The organism is Bartonella sp. AC62GZZY (assembly GCF_042196525.1).
GTDB lineage: Bacteria > Pseudomonadota > Alphaproteobacteria > Rhizobiales > Rhizobiaceae > Bartonella.
This window is the reverse complement of sequence record NZ_JBHIQN010000002.1, coordinates 182,440-199,891: the sequence shown is the minus strand read 5'-3', so window position 1 is coordinate 199,891 and position 17,452 is coordinate 182,440. Positions and strand designations below refer to the sequence as shown.

The window sequence follows — 17,452 nt, the reverse complement described above, 5'->3', positions numbered from 1 at the left end:
AATCAAATCGATGACAGACAATTCTCAACTGGAAACTTTACAAAAAACAACCGTTAATGGTACCTCCTCAACGCCATTTCTTATGTTCGCTGGTTTGCATCTTCGAACACAACGTCTCTTTAGACAATTGCTTTTTTCCAGCCTCACACGTCGCATTGTTATATTAAACATTGCTGCCCTTGCCGTTTTAGTTACAGGCATTTTATACCTTAACCAATTTCGCGATGGTTTAATTGAAGCAAAAATCAAAAGTTTATGTACCCAAGGAAAAATTATTGCTGGGGCTATTGCTGCTTCTGCAACAGTAGATACAAATTCTATCCTCATTGACCCTCAAAAACTCTTAGAGTTACAGACTGGTGAAAGCGTTACACCCGCTCCTCAATCAACCGATTCTTGGGATTTTCCTATTAACCCTGAGCAAGTTGCCCCTCTTTTACGGCGTCTTATTACACCTAAAACGACAAGAGCACGTATCTATGATCGTGATGCTACTCTCCTTCTTGATTCGCGCGTTCTTTATTCTAGTGGAGAAGTTTTTAGTTATGATTTACCCCCACTTAAAACAGAACAAAACATGTGGGATCGCCTTACTTCATGGTATTCAAGCGTATTTTATGGCAAAGGTATTGCTCTTGACAGAGAACAAACAAAAACCAGTGGTATTGCTTATCCAGAAGTGTACCGCGCATTAAACGGATCTCTTGCTACGGCTAAAAGACGCAACAGACAAGGGCAATTAATTGTTTCTGTTGCCGTTCCTGTTCAACGCTATCGCGCAGTGGTTGGTGCTCTTCTTCTTTCAACCACTGGTTCCGATATTGATAACATTGTAAAAGGCGAAAGACTGGTTATCTTTAAAGTTTTTGCCGTTGTAGGTAGCGTACTTTTGGTTCTTTCTCTCTTTTTGGCCCATACGATTGCCCATCCATTAAGTAAATTATCTGCCTCGGCTAATCGAGTGCGTAATGGCAATAATCAGCGTGTGGAAATTCCTGATTTTTCAATGCGTGAAGATGAAATTGGTCACCTTTCAACTTCTATTCGTGATATGACCAATGCCCTTTATATGCGTATTGAAGCCATTGAACGTTTTGCTGCTGATGTAAGCCACGAATTAAAAAATCCTCTCACCTCCCTACGCAGTGCTGTTGAAACGCTCCCTCTGGCTAAAAATGAAGAAGCACAAGAGAAATTGCTTGAAATTATTCAACATGATGTGCGCCGCCTTGATCGGTTGATTACAGATATTTCTGATGCATCGCGGCTCGATGCAGAGCTTGCACGAGAAACTGCAGAGATCGTTGATATGACACCGCTTTTGGAAAGTCTTGTTCATGCTGTTCAGGAAGTGTATCGTAATACGCAAACTATTGATATAAGCCTTAATATTGTCCCACGTCCTCATGGAAAAGCCTATCTTGTATTGGGACACGAACTCCGTTTAGGACAAGTGATTTCAAATCTTCTTGAAAATGCGCGTTCTTTTATTCCTCGGAATCGTGGCAAAATTTGCATTACTATGAAAAGTCATGCTTCAACCCTTATTTTAACCATTGAAGATAATGGCCCAGGTATTCGTTCAGAAAATATTGAACGCATTTTTGAACGTTTTTACACAGATCGACCAAATGAAGATGCTTTTGGACAAAACTCTGGACTTGGCCTTTCTATTAGTCGGCAAATCATCGAAGCTCATAATGGGACAATTACAGCCGAAAATATTATTGATCCTACACTTGGGAAGTGTAAAACTGGTGCACGTTTTACTATTATGCTTCCGCTTGCTAAATAAATCTTTTATCCAAAGTAAAAGACATGAAAACAAAATGTGAAATACTCCACGCAAATTGCCTGCAACTAGGCGGCAAGGGGCTGTTAATTATAGGTCCATCTGGATCAGGAAAATCAACCATCACCCTTTCTTTGCTTGACCGCGCTGAGTGGTCAAAACGTGAAGCGAAGCTTATCAGTGATGATTATACAATGTTGCGTGCGGAAAATGGAAAGCTTCACGGATACACTCCTGATAATTTAGAGGGCGGCATCGAGATTCGTGGCGTTGGTCTTTATATGATAGAATTTGAAAAGCACACAACTATCGATTGTGTTATTTTTCTCGGTCCGAAGTATGAACGTTTTTCCACAAATAAAACTTTTCAATTTGAAAATTTGCACATTCCTCTTTTAAAACTTCCCTCTCTTCGTGAAGCCGATTGTACAGCCATTTGTCAAGCTATTGAAGCATTTTTGTTTAGAAGAATATGGCAAAAATCTGTCTAATTTTTTTCTAAAGATAAAAAAATCACAATTTTTGCCTTTTTTTTGCAAATTTTTCTTGGCAGCAAGATAAAGCCTTGTACAATGTCTTTCCCACCAACTATGGTCGGGTCTTATTAGTTAACAGGAGTTTGCGTAAATGATTGGACTCGTGCTTGTAACGCACGGTGAGCTGGCTGTCGAATTTTTACATGCCGTGGAACATGTTGTTGGAGTACAAGAAAAGTTCGCAACAATATGCGTTTATCCCGATGACGATATAGATCAGCGCCGAGGTGATATTATAGCCGCAGTAACCGATACAGATACGGATCATGGCGTCATCATATTAACAGATGTGTTCGGTGGAACACCATCAAATATAGCTATTCCTGCTATTGAAAAAGGACGCGTTGAAATGATTGCGGGTGTTAATTTGCCCATGCTTATTAAACTGATTTCTATTCGCAAATGTCCTGATATTTCATTATCAGACGCGTTAAGAATAGCACAAGAAGCAGGGCGTAAATATATTAATGTACCAAGTATAATTTTATAGCGGATAATAAAATACCAATGTTTTCCAAAGATACCCTCCCATGTATAAGTCGTCATTTCAATATCTGTAATAAACGTGGGTTGCATGCACGTGCCTCTGCAAAATTTGTACAAACTGTTGACAATTTTAATGTTACTGTTGAAGTTGAAAAGGACGGAAAAATTGTTGGCGGATCATCAATTATGGGACTTATGATGCTAGCGGCTTCATCCGGTTGCAACCTTACCATTCGTGTTTCAGGACCAGAAGCAACAGATGCTCTTAATGCTCTTGAAAAGCTCATCAATAACAACTTTGGAGAGGAAAACTAGTGCTTTTTCATCATAAACAAGGATGATAATTCTTAGAAAATAGGAACTTTCCATCATTATTTTGAATTTTAATTTCTCTTCCCGCTTTTATACCAATATTCATATCCATTATAGATTGGTATAATTATCATAAATGTAAAAGCTTATAGTTATTTTGTTATGCAATAATTTTTTCCTTTTCCTAACATTATTTGGCCCATTTGAATAGTTTTGCGTATTATGGCTATTCCCCAACTTAATCATATAATTAGACCTTTACAGAAAAGAGAACTCTTCACCTTTGTATTAGAATATGCTTTATTTTAGGCTAAAGATAAATGTCAAAATAATTTCGCACATCAAAAATCTATCAACTTTCTTATTTTCTGCTCACTTTGTAGCTTTTATAATACACAAGTAATCTTCCATTGCACATCATTGTGATACAGATCATGAAAATGCAATTCTTATCAATGTCATAACCATTTTCTTAAAACGAATAAGCTTTGTAAGCTCATAATTATAGTAAGAATTCTTTAGACATTCTTTTTCTATACTATTGCCTTGTTTTCTGTGGTACGTGCCCCGCCCTTATTATCTATATTGCGCTTGGGATAACATCTTTCATTATAAGGAGATAATATCATGGATCGTCTATTTAGTGCTCTTCAGATTCCTCAACAAACAACAAAAGCCCTCATATCATTGCAAAATGGCTTACCAAAAGCGCAATGGATCAATCCGCAAAATTTTCATGTAACCTTATCTTTTTTTGGCGAAGTTGAAAGCTCCCTAGAAGATGAAATTATGCATACCTTTAACACTATAGAACTTCCTTCTTTTACGCTACAGATAAAGGGTTTTGAAGTTTTTAGTTCAGAAAATGCTCCCCATTCTCTTGTGGTTTGCATTGAACCTTGTGAAAAGCTTACTCTTTTACATGAAAAGATGCAATATATCCGGAATAAATTAGAGTTAAAGCCTGATGAAAGACTATTTATTCCGCATATCACTCTTGCACGAATATTTGATATTAATCTTAAAGATCTTTCTTCTTATCTATCTTCTCGAGATGATTTTTCGCTCCCTCCTTTTGAGGTTGATCATTTTGTTTTATTGTTATCGGCCTCTCCCTTAAATAAGACTCCCTATATTGTAAAAGGAAGTTGGGCGCTTCAAAGATAAAAGGGTGTTATAAACACCCTTTAAAAAAAGACTTCATATATATGTAATTGCAGGGAATACTGCATTTTATGTTGGAGATTTATTATTGATGTGTTTTAAGCCGAATCAGCTTCAACAGAAGCTTCTTTTGCTCCTCCTTTAGCTACACCCACTATAGCTGGACGTAGCACCCTTTCCCCGATAATATAACCTGCCTGAACCACTTGTTGAACAGTATTATCTGGAACATCAGCATTGGGAATTTCAAACATCGCTTGATGAAAGTGAGGATCAAATTTTTGCCCCTCTGGATGAATTTTTTGCACCCCATGACGTTCTAATGCTGCCATCATGGCACGTTCAGTCATTTCAACGCCTTCTGCTAATGATTTCAAACCAGCATCACTCTCCCGTGCACCTTCTGGAATCGCTTCCAAAGCACGATTGAGATTGTCAGAAACCGATAACATATCCCTTGCAAAATTAGCAATGGAATAAGCCTTTGCATCCGCCACATCTCGCATAGTACGGCGTCGAAGATTTTCCATATCTGCAACAAGACGTAAAAGTTGATCTTTCAATTCTTTATTTTCATCCTGCAAAGACGCTAAAAGATCACTAACCTCATTGCTTTCTGTTTCAACGACTTCGTGTTCCTCTGTTTTATGTGTTTTTAAAAATTCATCGGCTGCCTGTTTAAGTGTATTACGATCAGCTGGATTTTTTAAATCACAATTTTCAAATGAAGCGTCAGTAAATTTGTTTTTTTCATCAGACATAAAAATTTTATTCCTTCATAAGATTCGTTATTCTCGATATCGAAATTCTACAGACAAAAATCAAGGGGTATCGATGTATATAATACAATGAGCTTTTATAGTACAAATACTTACTTGCACCGTTTTAACGCAATAACTGTGACACAAGTTGAGCTGTATAATCAACCATGGGCACGATCCTTGCATAATTAAGCCGTGTAGGACCAATAACACCTAAAGCACCAATGACTCTTTGTTGTGAATCACGATAAGGTGCTACAACTAAAGAAGAACCAGAAAGTGAAAATAACTTATTTTCTGAACCAATAAAAATTCTAACCCCAGAACCTTCATCCGTTAAATCGAGAAGCTGTGCCATACTCTCACGCGTTTCAAGATCATCAAACAAATGGCGCAACCGTTCTAAATCTTCTTCTGCTTTTACATCTTCAAGCAAATTGCTACGCCCGCGAACAATGAGGTGTATTTTATGATCAGCATCTTCTCCTCCCCAAAGAGCTAATCCCGTTTCAACAAGATGATGCGATAAATCATCAAGTGCAGCCCGTGTTTCTGCACATAAGCGGGCAATTTCCCCTTTAGCTTCACTTAGTGTGCGCCCTTGGATATGGGCATTGAGAAAATTCGTTGCTTCCGTCAATTGTGCATGAGTAACCCCTTCTGGTAAATGAACAATACGATTTTCAACTTCACCTTGTTGAGTCACCAAAACGGCAAGAGCGTTCTCCCTATCAAGGCGCACAAATTCAATATGTTTCAATGTTCCTTCTTGTTTCGTTGCTAAAACAAGCCCTGCCCCACGTGATAGATCTGAAAGAACTCGGCTTGCTTGAACAAGAAAATGTTCAACCGATTGTGCATGACCAGCCTCTTTGACTTGCATTTCAATATTTTCTCGCTCTTCGTTTGGCAAATCACCCGCTTCCATAAATGCATCAACAAAAAAGCGTAAACCTGATTGTGTTGGCATTCGACCCGCAGAAACATGTGGTGCATAAATCAAACCGAGATGTTCAAGATCACTCATCACGTTACGAATCGTTGCAGGTGATAATGTCTGTTGCAAAAGCCGCGAAAGATTACGTGACCCTACAGGTTCCCCATCATTAAGATAAGCTTCAACAATATGGCGAAAAATATCACGCGAACGCTCATCAAGATATTTTAGTTCATTATCAATAGTTTTGTGTTTCATCACAATTGTTTCACTATTTTTAAAATCCTCATCTCTTATATAAGTTTTGCCAAGGTTTGGTCAAATAGTCTAAAGTAGTATAGAAACATATTATCCTATTGAGCTGTAAAATGCTACCTTTCAGAGTGATGCTTGATAAATTACGCAGGAAATATTTTTTGTTAGAGTGTATGAGAAATATTTAAGATAAGAGTTGATCTGTAAAGTGGTCTGCTGTAGGGACTTGTCAAAAGAATCTAGATTGATTAAAAACCGCTGTAAGTAGAAAATTTTACCCTTTAGAGCAAGCAGAAAATTGGAAATTTACCATAAAAATGCTATCATAAAAAAGACATGTCTTTCCTATCTTTGCAAGGTTATCTTCGTACAAGATAAAAAATTTTATTGGAACAAAATATCATAAAACATGTAAAATAATCATATCATGTAAAATCAAGCAGAATGTGTGTGTATGAGCATTTAAGCCGGTTTTTAGCACAAAAATAATTCCCCTTTCATTTTTGGAGAAATCTATATGAGAAGCATAGCAGATAAAAAACTTGTCATTGCTACACATAACACCGGAAAATTGCATGAAATCACTACTTTAATTACGCCTTTCGGTTTAATAATACAATCGGCAAAAGAACTGGGCTTGCCAGAACCAAAAGAAACAGGAAAAACATTTGAAGAAAATGCTTATATTAAAGCTTTTTCAGCAGCAAAAAAGACAGGACTTCCTGCCCTCTCTGATGATTCAGGATTAGAGGTAGATGCATTGGAGGGTGCGCCAGGCGTTTATACCGCTGATTGGGCAATTCAAGCCGATGGTACACGTAATTTTCCAAAAGCTATGAAAAAAATAGAAAATGAACTCCAAAAAGTCGGAGCACGAGAAAAAAACCAACGGAAATGCCGTTTTATATCCGTCATTTGCATTGCATGGCCTGATGCTCATGCAGATTACTTCCGCGGATGCGTTGAAGGAACGTTCATTTGGCCTCCACGGGGAGACAAAGGCTTTGGTTTTGATCCTATTTTTTTACCCGATGGATATGAAAATACCTTTGGAGAAATGTCAACAGAGCAAAAACACAACTGGAAATGTAATGATATTCCCCCTCTTTCACATCGCGCACGTGCTTTCAAACTTTTGGCAGAAAACCTTTTAGCATTCTCATGAATGAACCTTTTGGCATTTACATTCATTGGCCCTTTTGTGCAGCTAAATGTCCTTATTGTGACTTTAATTCGCATGTTCGCATCCATGGTGTTGATCAACCACGTTTTGTCACCGCCTTTAAGCGCGAAATAGAAACGCAATACCACAAAATAGGCCCACGCCATATTACAAGTATTTTTATTGGTGGAGGAACCCCTTCTCTTATGGAGCCGCAAACTGTCGACGCCCTATTGCAAGCACTTGCAAAAAAATGGGTAGTCGATGATAAAGTTGAAATTACATTAGAAGCTAATCCATCCAGTGTGGAAGCAGAGCGCTTTCGTGGATACCGTACGGCAGGTGTTAATCGCTTATCTCTAGGAATACAAGCGCTCAATGATAAAGCATTGCGCAAACTTGGCCGACTCCATAATGTGGAACAAGCTCTTTGTGCCATTACTTTAGCGCGACAAATTTTTCCACGTTTATCCTTTGATCTCATTTATGCCCGCCCTGAACAAACTCTTGAAGAATGGAAATCTGAACTTGTACAAGCAATTGATTTAGCAGCAGACCATCTTTCTCTTTATCAATTGACAATCGAAGAAGGAACTGCCTTTAAACGGCTTCATGATGCAGGAAGACTTATCCTTCCCCCATCAGAGCTAGCAGCAGATCTGTACCATCTTACTCAAGAAATAACCGCACTGCATGGACTTCCTGCCTATGAAATCTCAAACCATGCAATGCCCGGTGCCGAATCAGCACACAATCTTCTTTATTGGCGTTATCACCAATATGCAGGCTTTGGTCCAGGAGCACATGGACGTTTCATTGAGCACGCACCGAATCATTCCTCTTTCTGTTCAAAAACATCATTATCACACCTTAAAAACCGTGAACGTTATGTCACAATAAATGAAAAACATCCCGAACAGTGGCTTAATTTGGTAGAAACAACAGGACATGGCTGTATTGAAACGGAACATTTAACCACTGAACAACAGGCAAATGAAATGCTCCTTATGGGATTACGCCTTTGCGAAGGCTTAGAACTTATACGCTATGAAACCTTAAGCCCTAAACGTATCCCAATGGAAAAACTGATCGATTTACAACACCAAGAATTGATAGAAATGGTGGATAACCAACGCTTAAAAGCAACAACCAAAGGACGTATTGTTCTTGATCACATCATCAGCCAACTCGCAAACTAAAGTTTTTATAACAACATACTTATTTTAATCATAATTATCATTTTTCATAGCAAAAGCGAGACTAAAATATTGTAAGATTCCCTTATTTTAAATCTGTTTATAGTCAATTAATTACAACCATTCGCTTACACCTTAAAAATAGGGAATGTGGATAAAAACTATAAAAAAGAGGCAATACCTTTTATGAACACTCTCAAATGAAAGCTATCGCAATATTTTGAGCTGGAAAGTGTATAGTGGTCTAGCTTTTTTCATAAGCGCAAAGATGATGCAATACTATAGACTTTATACACTTCACGGAAAATTACATATTCATAAGAACCATTGTAGCATGAATATGATAAAAACTGAGAGATATTTCTTTAAAACAAGCACATGAATATATAACACGATGATTTTTGTTCTTTATGAGATCGTGGCACTATTAAAGAACCAAAGACATAAGCATGAAACAATCTCTATTATTTACTCTAGATTCTTTTGAAAACTGTAAAATCGCATGAAAAAGGATAGTAAAAAGGTACATTTATTTTTACCTTTATGCTTTTATATCCTCCCTCAATGAGACTCTATGTCTGCTTGTGAAGAAGCAAAGCCGAGCACCAGCACATAACTTTACCAGCTCGTGGGTGTTGCGACGGCCCTTGGCACTTGAGACGGTTCATAAGAGACATTTGTATTCCTTTCTTCTATAGTTTTTACCCACACACTCATCCCCGCTTGTTATGTGCAAGCAAATGATTTCTCTTGATTTAAGATAAACAGGTTTGAAATGAAAGAATCCTCGAATATTAGGGCTCTTACCCAACATGCAAAACAATGAATTATTCTTATAAATCAATGTGATGTATCTTAAGAGATTACAAAAACAGATATACATGCAACATTTTACCTCACCCTGACATATAAAAACTGTTGTAACAAAGAAAATTGTGAACCAATATTTGAGACATGCCGTTGTGTGCTTGGTATTGATTTATAAGGTAACAGCAAAATCACGAATTTTATTAAACATACAATGCTATAAAATCACAAATATACTAAATATGAATCGGCATTGCTTCGTTGGCGAGCAAAATGGTATTCGTTGCATATCACCTTACTTGTATGTGTACATGCTTATGGCTATCTATACACGTCCTTTAAGGTTATTTTATAACTAATTGAAAATAATAATATAGGACAATCCTTGGCTAAAAAAGTCAATGTGATGCTACAGAAGAATTTCTATATATCTTTATCATCAAAAATATTAAAGCTGATTGGATAAGCTTACTTTCTATCTCATAATGATTTTTTCTACAATAAAGGTTCTTTGGAGTAACAAAGAGTATGGCAAAATATATGGATAAAATAAACTTGAAGCGTATTTCTATAGGCTTTATTTTAAAAGAAGTTCATTGAAACAAGGAAAGCATTTTATGAACATGCAGAAATCATATAAGACATGTGGTATGAATGAATGCATTTACGTTGTACGAACTTTTTACAATAGCAGCATGTTTTTGTGTGTCTTTATGGCTCCAATCTGTCATCACACAATGATGATATAATATTCATTGTTTTCCATATATGATTGCGTGTGACTTCCTTTCTACACTTTAAAGAACGAATATTTTCAATCCAATATGGTCTAAACAGTTCTGCTTCTTCAAACAGGTCTCTTTTGGCTTTTCAATTATGTAATTCACTTAACTAAAGACTCTACAGGCAAGAATCCCAACTTAAGAATATTCATCACTTACTCTAAGACTACTTAATATATTAAGTTTTACGAGTCTCGTATCACCACACCTTATCTTATGGCACAACAAGACAAAGGTATTTTTGAACCAACAATTATTTCTTTATGCAAAAAAATCAACAATAAAACGCTCATAAATAGCAGTGAGCGTTTCCACGGCTTCAAGAGATACACACTCATCTACCATATGCATCGTTTGCCCTGGTAAGCCAAACTCAACCACTGGGCAATAGTCCTTAATAAATCGCGCATCTGAAGTACCACCAGAAGTAGAACATTCTGGTATACTCCCTGTTACACATTTAATCGCATTGGATACAGTTTGAATGAGTTTATCATTTTTAGTCAAAAAAACATCCCCTAAACTTGGAATCCATTCAAGCTGATAAGAGGGATATTGATCACTATTGTTTTTTGCTTGCACCAAAGCAAGGCGCTTTTCAATTTCCTCCATCAGTGTTTCTTTTGTCCAAAGATCATTGTAGCGTATATTAAAACGAACCGTTGTCTGCGCTGGAATAACATTGACTGCTAAGTTACCGGTATCGATGGTTGTTAGTTCTAAATTACTCGGTTGAAAATTCTCTGTCCCTTTATCTAAAGCTGTTTGTGTCAATACTTGAATCAGCTTACTTGCCAAAGGCAAGGGATTGGCAGCCCGTTCTGGAAAAGCAACATGGCCTTGGCGACCTTTCACGATAATGATACCAGAAATCGATCCGCGACGACCAATTTTGATAATATCACCAACAGTCTTTACACTTGTTGGTTCTCCCACAAGAGCCGCAGTCCATTTTTCGCCTTTTTTTTCTGCCCATTTGAGAAGTTTTACCGTACCATTAACGGCAGGTCCTTCTTCATCACCTGTAATTAAAAGGCTTACCCTTCCTTTAATGGACTGTTTCTCAAGAACTCGCGCTAGAGCCGCAATAAAACAAGCGATACCACCCTTCATATCAACAGCACCCCGCCCATATAATTTCCCCTGATCTATAACAGCTTCAAAAGGTGGATAAGTCCAATCTTCCAATGCGCCTGGCGGTACGACATCCGTATGACCCGCAAACATAAGATGGGGTCCTTCACTTCCCATTTTTGCATAAAGATTTTCAACATTATCTGTATTTTTATCCGTAAAAATAGGGCGATCGACGTGAAATCCCATTTTTTTCAAAAATTGTTCCAAAGTTGATAAAGCCCCTGCTTCATGAGGTGTAACAGAAGGACAACGAATAAGTGCCTGTAATAGCTGAAGTGGATCTGTAAGAACAGACATAAGGTCCCTTCCCATTTTTTTATAAGTCATCGGAACTTAGAGTTATTACGCTGAATTACAAAAAAGATAAAGCAAAAACATTGAAGACACTCAGCAAACCAAGCAGGGGAGAACAATCGTGCTGAGAGCTTCAATGGCTTCCTCATTATGATGCATGAGCAAGCACACACTCAACAAAACACTCAACAAAAAGTTCCGTTAAATATTGCCTTCATTTGAAAGTTTTTTACGCCTCTAATTTATATGAATCAAAATTAATTGCATGCAGTCTAGGAGCATTTTCTTTCAACCAAGCTCGATATGTTTTACTATCAGGACATAGCTCTTCACAAAGAGCCCAAAATCTTGGTCCGTGATTCATTTCAACAAGATGAGCAACTTCATGGGCAACAACATACTCAACAACTTCTTTTGGTGCCATAATAAGGCGCCAAGAAAAAGAAAGACGCTTATCGATTGAACAAGAGCCCCAACGACTTCTCGTATCTTTATAACAAATGGATTTGACTTTACGTTCTACCTGATGAGCATAAAGTGCCACCAAAGGCGTTATAATAAGCGCCGCTTGTTTTTTTAAAACGTCAGCAATGCGTCTTGGAAGATATTCTAATTGACCATAAACAATAATTTCAGGCCCTTGCTCCGCATCTGCTGTAACAATTTCTGTTACTCCACGTCCCTTTCTATGCTTTATGGTATGAGAAACGCCCAATAAAGGTATTGTCTCCCCCTCTTTGAGATAAGCATTTTCAGGAGAGACTTGTACACGAGCAAGACGTGCCTCAATCCAAGACCGATGTTTTTCAATAAAATTTTCAACCGCATAGAGATTTATCGCTGGTGGTGTTGTTACACAAATCTCCTGATTTCTGGCATCGATACGTAAGGTAAGACGGCGCGCATACTTATTTTCCCGCACCCGTACAGGTACAGAGCGATCAGAAAAAATAAAATGCTGTTTAGAAATGCTCATATATTTTTATCTTCATCATTAATAAATAAATATACCCCTTATTTTGCATTAATCTGATTAATAAAAGATCTCAATACTGTTTCAAGGCAATCTAAATCTTGTGGACGAGAAAAGCGATGATCTGCATCACGAACAAGTGTCAATGTTACATCATGGAGAGGTAAATGATCAAGTAAAGTCAATGTATGATGATAGGGAATATCTTCATCTTCCATCCCTTGTAGAATATGGACAGGACACCCAACATCAATGCATCCTTTCATAACACAATTTTCGCGTCCATCTTCAATCAATGTTTTTGTAAAGGGCATTGGCTCTATATCATCAACTGCAGGTCGTTCAATATAGCCTTTTTCTTCCAAAACCTTCCATTCTTCTGGGCCTAATTTTGGTTCCACCAATGTTTGTGTAAAATCAGGCGCTGGAGCAATCAATATCATGCCAGCAAGCTTCTTATTTTTCTGTGCTAGCATCATAGCAAGCCTTAGCGCAATCCACCCACCCATAGAGGAACCAATCAAAATTTGTGGACCCTCACAATAGGTTTCAAAAATCGCTAAACTTTCCTTAACCCAACGCGAAATTGTTCCTTGAAAAAAATCACCTTCAGATTCTCCATGTCCAGAATAATCAAAACGTAAACAAGACAAATCATTCTTCTGAGCAAACTGATCAACTAACGTTGCCTTACTTCCCAACATATCGGATTGATAGCCAGGAAGCCAAACCAAACCTGGAGATTGGCGCCCCTTGCGATAGCGTACCGCAAGTGCGGTGTTCTCAAACGAAAAAAACTGACAAGGAATATTTTGATCCATGATTCTTTATCCTCCATAAAACAATTTCTTTAAATTAAGAGAAAACTTTTATAATCTAAATCATTCCAAAAAGTAATAAATCAAATAATGAAAAAGATACGAATTATTGTTGTTTTTAGGTGCATAATTGTATATTAAATTAACTGTAGTTGAATCAAAATTTAAGGAGCATAAACCATTCGTAAACCGTTTAAAATGACACCTACCCAAAAAGACGGACCACGTTCAAATCAGGATATTCGGGTACCTCATGTTCAGCTTATCAATGATGAGGGACAACATCAGGGAGTTGTTGCGATACAAGAAGCTCTTGCTATGGCTGCAGATGCGGGACTTGATTTGGTTGAAATTGTACCAAATGCGGAGCCACCTGTATGTAAAATCATCGATTTGGGAAAATTAAAATATCAAACCCAAAAAAAAGCTGCTGAAACACGTAAAAAGCAAAAAGTCATCGAAATCAAAGAGATTAAGATGCGCCCAAATGTTGATGTCCATGATTATGGAGTCAAACTCAAGGCTGTTCATCGCTTTATTGATCATGGTGATAAAGTAAAGATTACTTTGCGTTTTCGTGGTCGTGAGATGGCTCACCAAGATCTTGGATTAAAGCTTCTTCAGCGTGTGAAAGAAGATACAAGTGAAATTGCCAAAATCGAATTGGAGCCAAAGCTTGAAGGCAGGCAAATGATGATGGTGATAGCACCTAAATAGTTTTGCATTGGAATAATATTCCCATGCAACTCATCAAAATGATGTGTATAGTGTTATTTAGAAGCACCACATAGAGTTTTTGTGGTGCTTTTAAGGTTTTATAAATGTGTATAAATCCTTTTAACAGTTTAACAGTGCTTGATTGATTTATAAAAAGAATTCGTTATTTTGCATATTAAATGAAAAAGCTTAAACATCGTAAGGTCTTATTATTTCAAGTTCTTTCTATATGAATCCGACAAAATAATTCTGCTTGCACATCACAAACAGAGATAATGCATACATAAAATTATTAAAAAAAGCAGAAATGCCTTTTGTGAACCATTTGAAGTGCCAAAGGCTATTACAATATGGAAATTAGTAAATAATAATGATGAGACTCGCCCGTACTTTTTATTTAACTAAAGATAGTAATAAACAACAAATTTTCGTTATACTTTTCACAGAAACCTTGCACTATATTCTTCACTCTCACCGTCGTGAAATTGATGGATGAACCTTGAAAGAAAAGGCTATTTTTGTACAAAAGATTTATGGATTTTTTTAATCTAAGAGTGCTTCAATCTTGCATAAAACAACAAGAAAATATAGAAGCACTTTATGGACAAAAAACAAATTTCCTCTTTTGATAAACATCTTATTATCCGTCTTTTGCGAGAAAATTTTCACAAACATGCGCGTTGGTACAGTGCAGCTATTTTCTCAATGATCATCATTTCTGGTACAACTGCAACTAGTGCATGGATGATGCGTGATGTTGTTAATCAGATTATTGATGCGCAAAATTTTCCTATGATCGTTTTGATTTCTAGCATCATTGCTTTTATCTTTATTCTCAAAGGAGTTGCAACTTTTTCCCAAACTTATTTTCTAAACAAAGCAGGCAATAGTATCATTGCTGAACAACAACGCAAAATTTTTGCCCGACTTATGGAACAAGGAGTTTCTTTTTATCATAATAACACTTCATCTGATCTTCTTGTTCGCGTAACCCACAATGCTACAGCTGTACGTAATATCATTGATACTATTATCACAACTTTTGTACGTGATTTGCTTTCCGTTAGTGGTTTGTTGCTTGTCATGTTTATTCAAAACTTTATATTAGTTGCCATTACTTTAATCGTAGGACCACTAGCTTTTTTAGGCGTTCGAATGGCTTTAAAACGCGTTCGCCGCCTTATGGAAAAAGAGCTCCTTTCACTTGGTGAAATTATAAAAATCGTACAGGAAACTGCTGTTGGTATTCGAGTCATTAAGGCTTTTTCACTAGAAGAAGTCATGAAGAAAAGAATGGACAAAGCCATTTGTGATGTTGAAAAACAAACAAATAATATTGCAACACTCGAAGCTATTACCAATCCGATTATGGAAACGCTCACAGGTGTTGCCATTGCTGGTATTATCTGTTTTTCCGGTTACCTTGCAACCCAACGCGCAGGTGTTCAAGGTGAATTTATGTCCTTTATTGTTGCTTTACTTTTAGCTTATGAACCCGCAAAAAGACTAGCAAATGTACGTGTTAAAATTGAATCTGGATTGGTCAATATCCGTACGATGTTTGAAATACTCGACCATCCTCTTACAGTTATAGAACATAAAGAAGCTAAAGATCTGAATAAAACGCAAGGAGCTATTCGCTTCGAACACGTTTCTTTTGCATACACTGAGAACAAAATGGTATTGAAAGACATAAACCTAGAAATAGAAGCTGGAAAAATGACAGCATTGGTGGGACCATCAGGTTCGGGAAAGTCTACCTTTATTAACCTTATTATGCGACTCTATGATCCCACAAAAGGACGCATATTAATTAATGATCAAGACATCCGCTACACAACATTTCGCTCTCTGAGAAACCTGATGGCCTATGTAGGACAGGATACTTTTCTCTTTCAAGGAACTGTTAAATATAATATCGGACTTGGAAAAGAAGGGGCTAGTGATGACGAAATTATCGAAGCAGCAAAAGCAGCAAATGCTCATGACTTTATTATGCGTTTGCCAAATGGTTATGATACACAGATAGGTGATAATGGCTGTAATCTTTCAGGGGGGCAAAAACAACGACTTTCTATCGCTAGAGCAATGATTCACGATAGTGAAATTCTGATTCTTGATGAAGCAACGAGTGCGCTCGATTCACACACCGAAGCGCAAATTAATGAAGCTATTCATCACCTTACCAAAGGACGCACAACGATTATCATTGCTCATCGCCTTTCAACAATTGCCCGTGCTCATAAAATTGTGGTCATACAAAATGGACAACTAATTGAACAAGGTACTCAAAAAGAATTGCTCGCAAAAGAACATGGGTTTTATAAAAAACTTCATAATATCCAGTTCAAAAAACATACCCCCTAATTTCTAGATCCTTAAATAAGATTTGAAATAAAAAATGGATAGAAGGTAATGCTTCATTTATAAAAAAAGACTTGTTATCAAGAAAAAGCATTACTTCAATCAAGAATTGGCAAAGAATTTATGGTTTATTGAAAATAAACTTCTTGGATTTAAATGAAACCTTTACTCGCTATTTTGTTGAATGCAATTGACTTTAACCACGAAACTTCAAAAACCCCTTCCCTTCCTCAAATAAGTGTTGAAACATTCATAAGTGTTGTGAATCCCTGAAAAAGAGAGCATCAAGGTTTGAAAAAATTGTTACGGAGGAGGAATCTGGATTAATACAACCTTTATCCGTGTTTATCCCTGCACTGATAATTTTTTTCTCTACACATTTTAAAGGACAAAGATTCTACCCAATCTGATCTGTAACAATCTAGATTTTTATTGAGTTCATTCCGCTTGATAACAACTTATGTGATTCACTTATACAAGGCTTACCCTAAAATATTTACCACGTGTTTTCAGAATACTGTGTCAAAATTACATATCTTATATCACCTCACCTCAAATGTCGGTCTTTTATAGTACAATAGAATAAGCTAACAATTATAAATTGTGCTGCAAATTATAGATACACTCCGTGTAAGAAAAACATTGAAAAATAAGAGAGGATTTTATAAAACTTTTTTTACTGTTGTAGCTTGCTTTAAAGCAAGCTTTGCTGTTTTTTCTACATCTAGAAACTAAAATGATATTCCTCTAATACCTTAACTGCTTGAAGAGTTTACAAATGCACAACGTTAATGCTTATATAAGGCTATGATTCAATATGCAAAAAAACAGATGAAAAGCAAAATGACATTCCTCTTTCTTTTAATCGCTAAAATAGAAAAATACGACATATAACTCTGATAAATATTTTTACAAAAATACCTGTCAACATACATCTTAACACTTATTTATAATCATAA

The 17,452-nt window shown here is 36.7% G+C and carries 14 protein-coding genes; 9 read left to right on the top strand and 5 right to left on the bottom strand.

Translation table 11 applies throughout. The features are described from left to right. Nucleotides 1-10: 10 nt before the first annotated feature. The 5 genes from ACFIML_RS02350 (at nt 11) to thpR (ending at nt 4,293) form a co-directional block, all read left to right on the top strand. Nucleotides 11-1,795 carry a stimulus-sensing domain-containing protein gene (locus tag ACFIML_RS02350; protein WP_375606144.1) on the top strand — a complete coding sequence of 595 codons (1,785 nt, stop codon included), beginning with the start codon at nt 11-13 and terminating at the stop codon, nt 1,793-1,795. 23 nt (nt 1,796-1,818) lie between these two features. Further along, nucleotides 1,819-2,283 carry an HPr kinase/phosphatase C-terminal domain-containing protein gene (locus tag ACFIML_RS02345; protein ID WP_375606143.1) on the top strand — a complete coding sequence of 155 codons (465 nt, stop codon included), beginning with the start codon at nt 1,819-1,821 and terminating at the stop codon, nt 2,281-2,283. 136 nt (nt 2,284-2,419) lie between these two features. Beyond that, nucleotides 2,420-2,818: a PTS sugar transporter subunit IIA gene (locus tag ACFIML_RS02340; RefSeq protein WP_375606142.1), complete on the top strand. Its 399-nt coding sequence runs from the start codon at nt 2,420-2,422 to the stop codon at nt 2,816-2,818. 17 nt (nt 2,819-2,835) lie between these two features. Next, nucleotides 2,836-3,129 carry an HPr family phosphocarrier protein gene (locus ACFIML_RS02335; RefSeq protein ID WP_012754483.1) on the top strand — a complete coding sequence of 98 codons (294 nt, stop codon included), beginning with the start codon at nt 2,836-2,838 and terminating at the stop codon, nt 3,127-3,129. A 624-nt stretch (nt 3,130-3,753) separates the two neighbouring features. Next, the gene (thpR, locus tag ACFIML_RS02330) at nt 3,754-4,293 is read left to right on the top strand and encodes an RNA 2',3'-cyclic phosphodiesterase (protein WP_375607938.1); all 540 of its coding nucleotides are present in this window, start codon (nt 3,754-3,756) and stop codon (nt 4,291-4,293) included. A gap of 95 nt (nt 4,294-4,388) precedes the next feature. On the opposite strand, the gene grpE is transcribed toward thpR, so the two are convergent. Both grpE and hrcA read right to left on the bottom strand, forming a co-directional pair. Beyond that, nucleotides 4,389-5,051, bottom strand: coding sequence for a nucleotide exchange factor GrpE (gene grpE, locus ACFIML_RS02325; RefSeq protein WP_375606140.1), 663 nt, complete (start codon nt 5,049-5,051; stop codon nt 4,389-4,391). Between the two features lie 124 nt (nt 5,052-5,175). Continuing rightward, nucleotides 5,176-6,246: a heat-inducible transcriptional repressor HrcA gene (hrcA, locus tag ACFIML_RS02320; protein ID WP_375610010.1), complete on the bottom strand. Its 1,071-nt coding sequence runs from the start codon at nt 6,244-6,246 to the stop codon at nt 5,176-5,178. Nucleotides 6,247-6,760: 514 nt separating this feature from the next. Between hrcA and rdgB the strand changes: the two genes are divergently transcribed. Beyond that, the gene (gene rdgB / locus ACFIML_RS02315; protein WP_375606138.1) at nt 6,761-7,408 is read left to right on the top strand and encodes an RdgB/HAM1 family non-canonical purine NTP pyrophosphatase; all 648 of its coding nucleotides are present in this window, start codon (nt 6,761-6,763) and stop codon (nt 7,406-7,408) included. After that, the gene (gene hemW, locus ACFIML_RS02310; RefSeq protein ID WP_375607934.1) at nt 7,405-8,604 is read left to right on the top strand and encodes a radical SAM family heme chaperone HemW; all 1,200 of its coding nucleotides are present in this window, start codon (nt 7,405-7,407) and stop codon (nt 8,602-8,604) included. Before rdgB ends, hemW begins: the two co-directional genes overlap by 4 nt. 1,847 nt (nt 8,605-10,451) lie before the next feature. Here hemW and dapE read toward each other — a convergent pair. From dapE to ACFIML_RS02295, 3 genes are all read right to left on the bottom strand, one after another. After that, nucleotides 10,452-11,624, bottom strand: coding sequence for a succinyl-diaminopimelate desuccinylase (dapE, locus tag ACFIML_RS02305; RefSeq protein ID WP_375606136.1), 1,173 nt, complete (start codon nt 11,622-11,624; stop codon nt 10,452-10,454). A gap of 226 nt (nt 11,625-11,850) precedes the next feature. Continuing rightward, nucleotides 11,851-12,597, bottom strand: a complete 747-nt coding sequence (locus ACFIML_RS02300; RefSeq protein ID WP_375687287.1) for a M48 family metallopeptidase — start codon at nt 12,595-12,597, stop codon at nt 11,851-11,853. A 38-nt stretch (nt 12,598-12,635) separates the two neighbouring features. Then, on the bottom strand, nt 12,636-13,415 hold the full coding sequence (locus ACFIML_RS02295; RefSeq protein WP_375606134.1) for an alpha/beta hydrolase: 780 nt from the start codon (nt 13,413-13,415) through the stop codon (nt 12,636-12,638). A 195-nt stretch (nt 13,416-13,610) separates the two neighbouring features. On the opposite strand from ACFIML_RS02295, the gene infC reads away from it, so the two are divergent. Next, nucleotides 13,611-14,129, top strand: a complete 519-nt coding sequence (gene infC / locus ACFIML_RS02290; RefSeq protein ID WP_026500140.1) for a translation initiation factor IF-3 — start codon at nt 13,611-13,613, stop codon at nt 14,127-14,129. Between the two features lie 600 nt (nt 14,130-14,729). Then, nucleotides 14,730-16,496 carry an ABC transporter ATP-binding protein gene (locus ACFIML_RS02285; protein WP_375606133.1) on the top strand — a complete coding sequence of 589 codons (1,767 nt, stop codon included), beginning with the start codon at nt 14,730-14,732 and terminating at the stop codon, nt 16,494-16,496. The last annotated feature ends 956 nt before the right edge of the window (nt 16,497-17,452 follow it).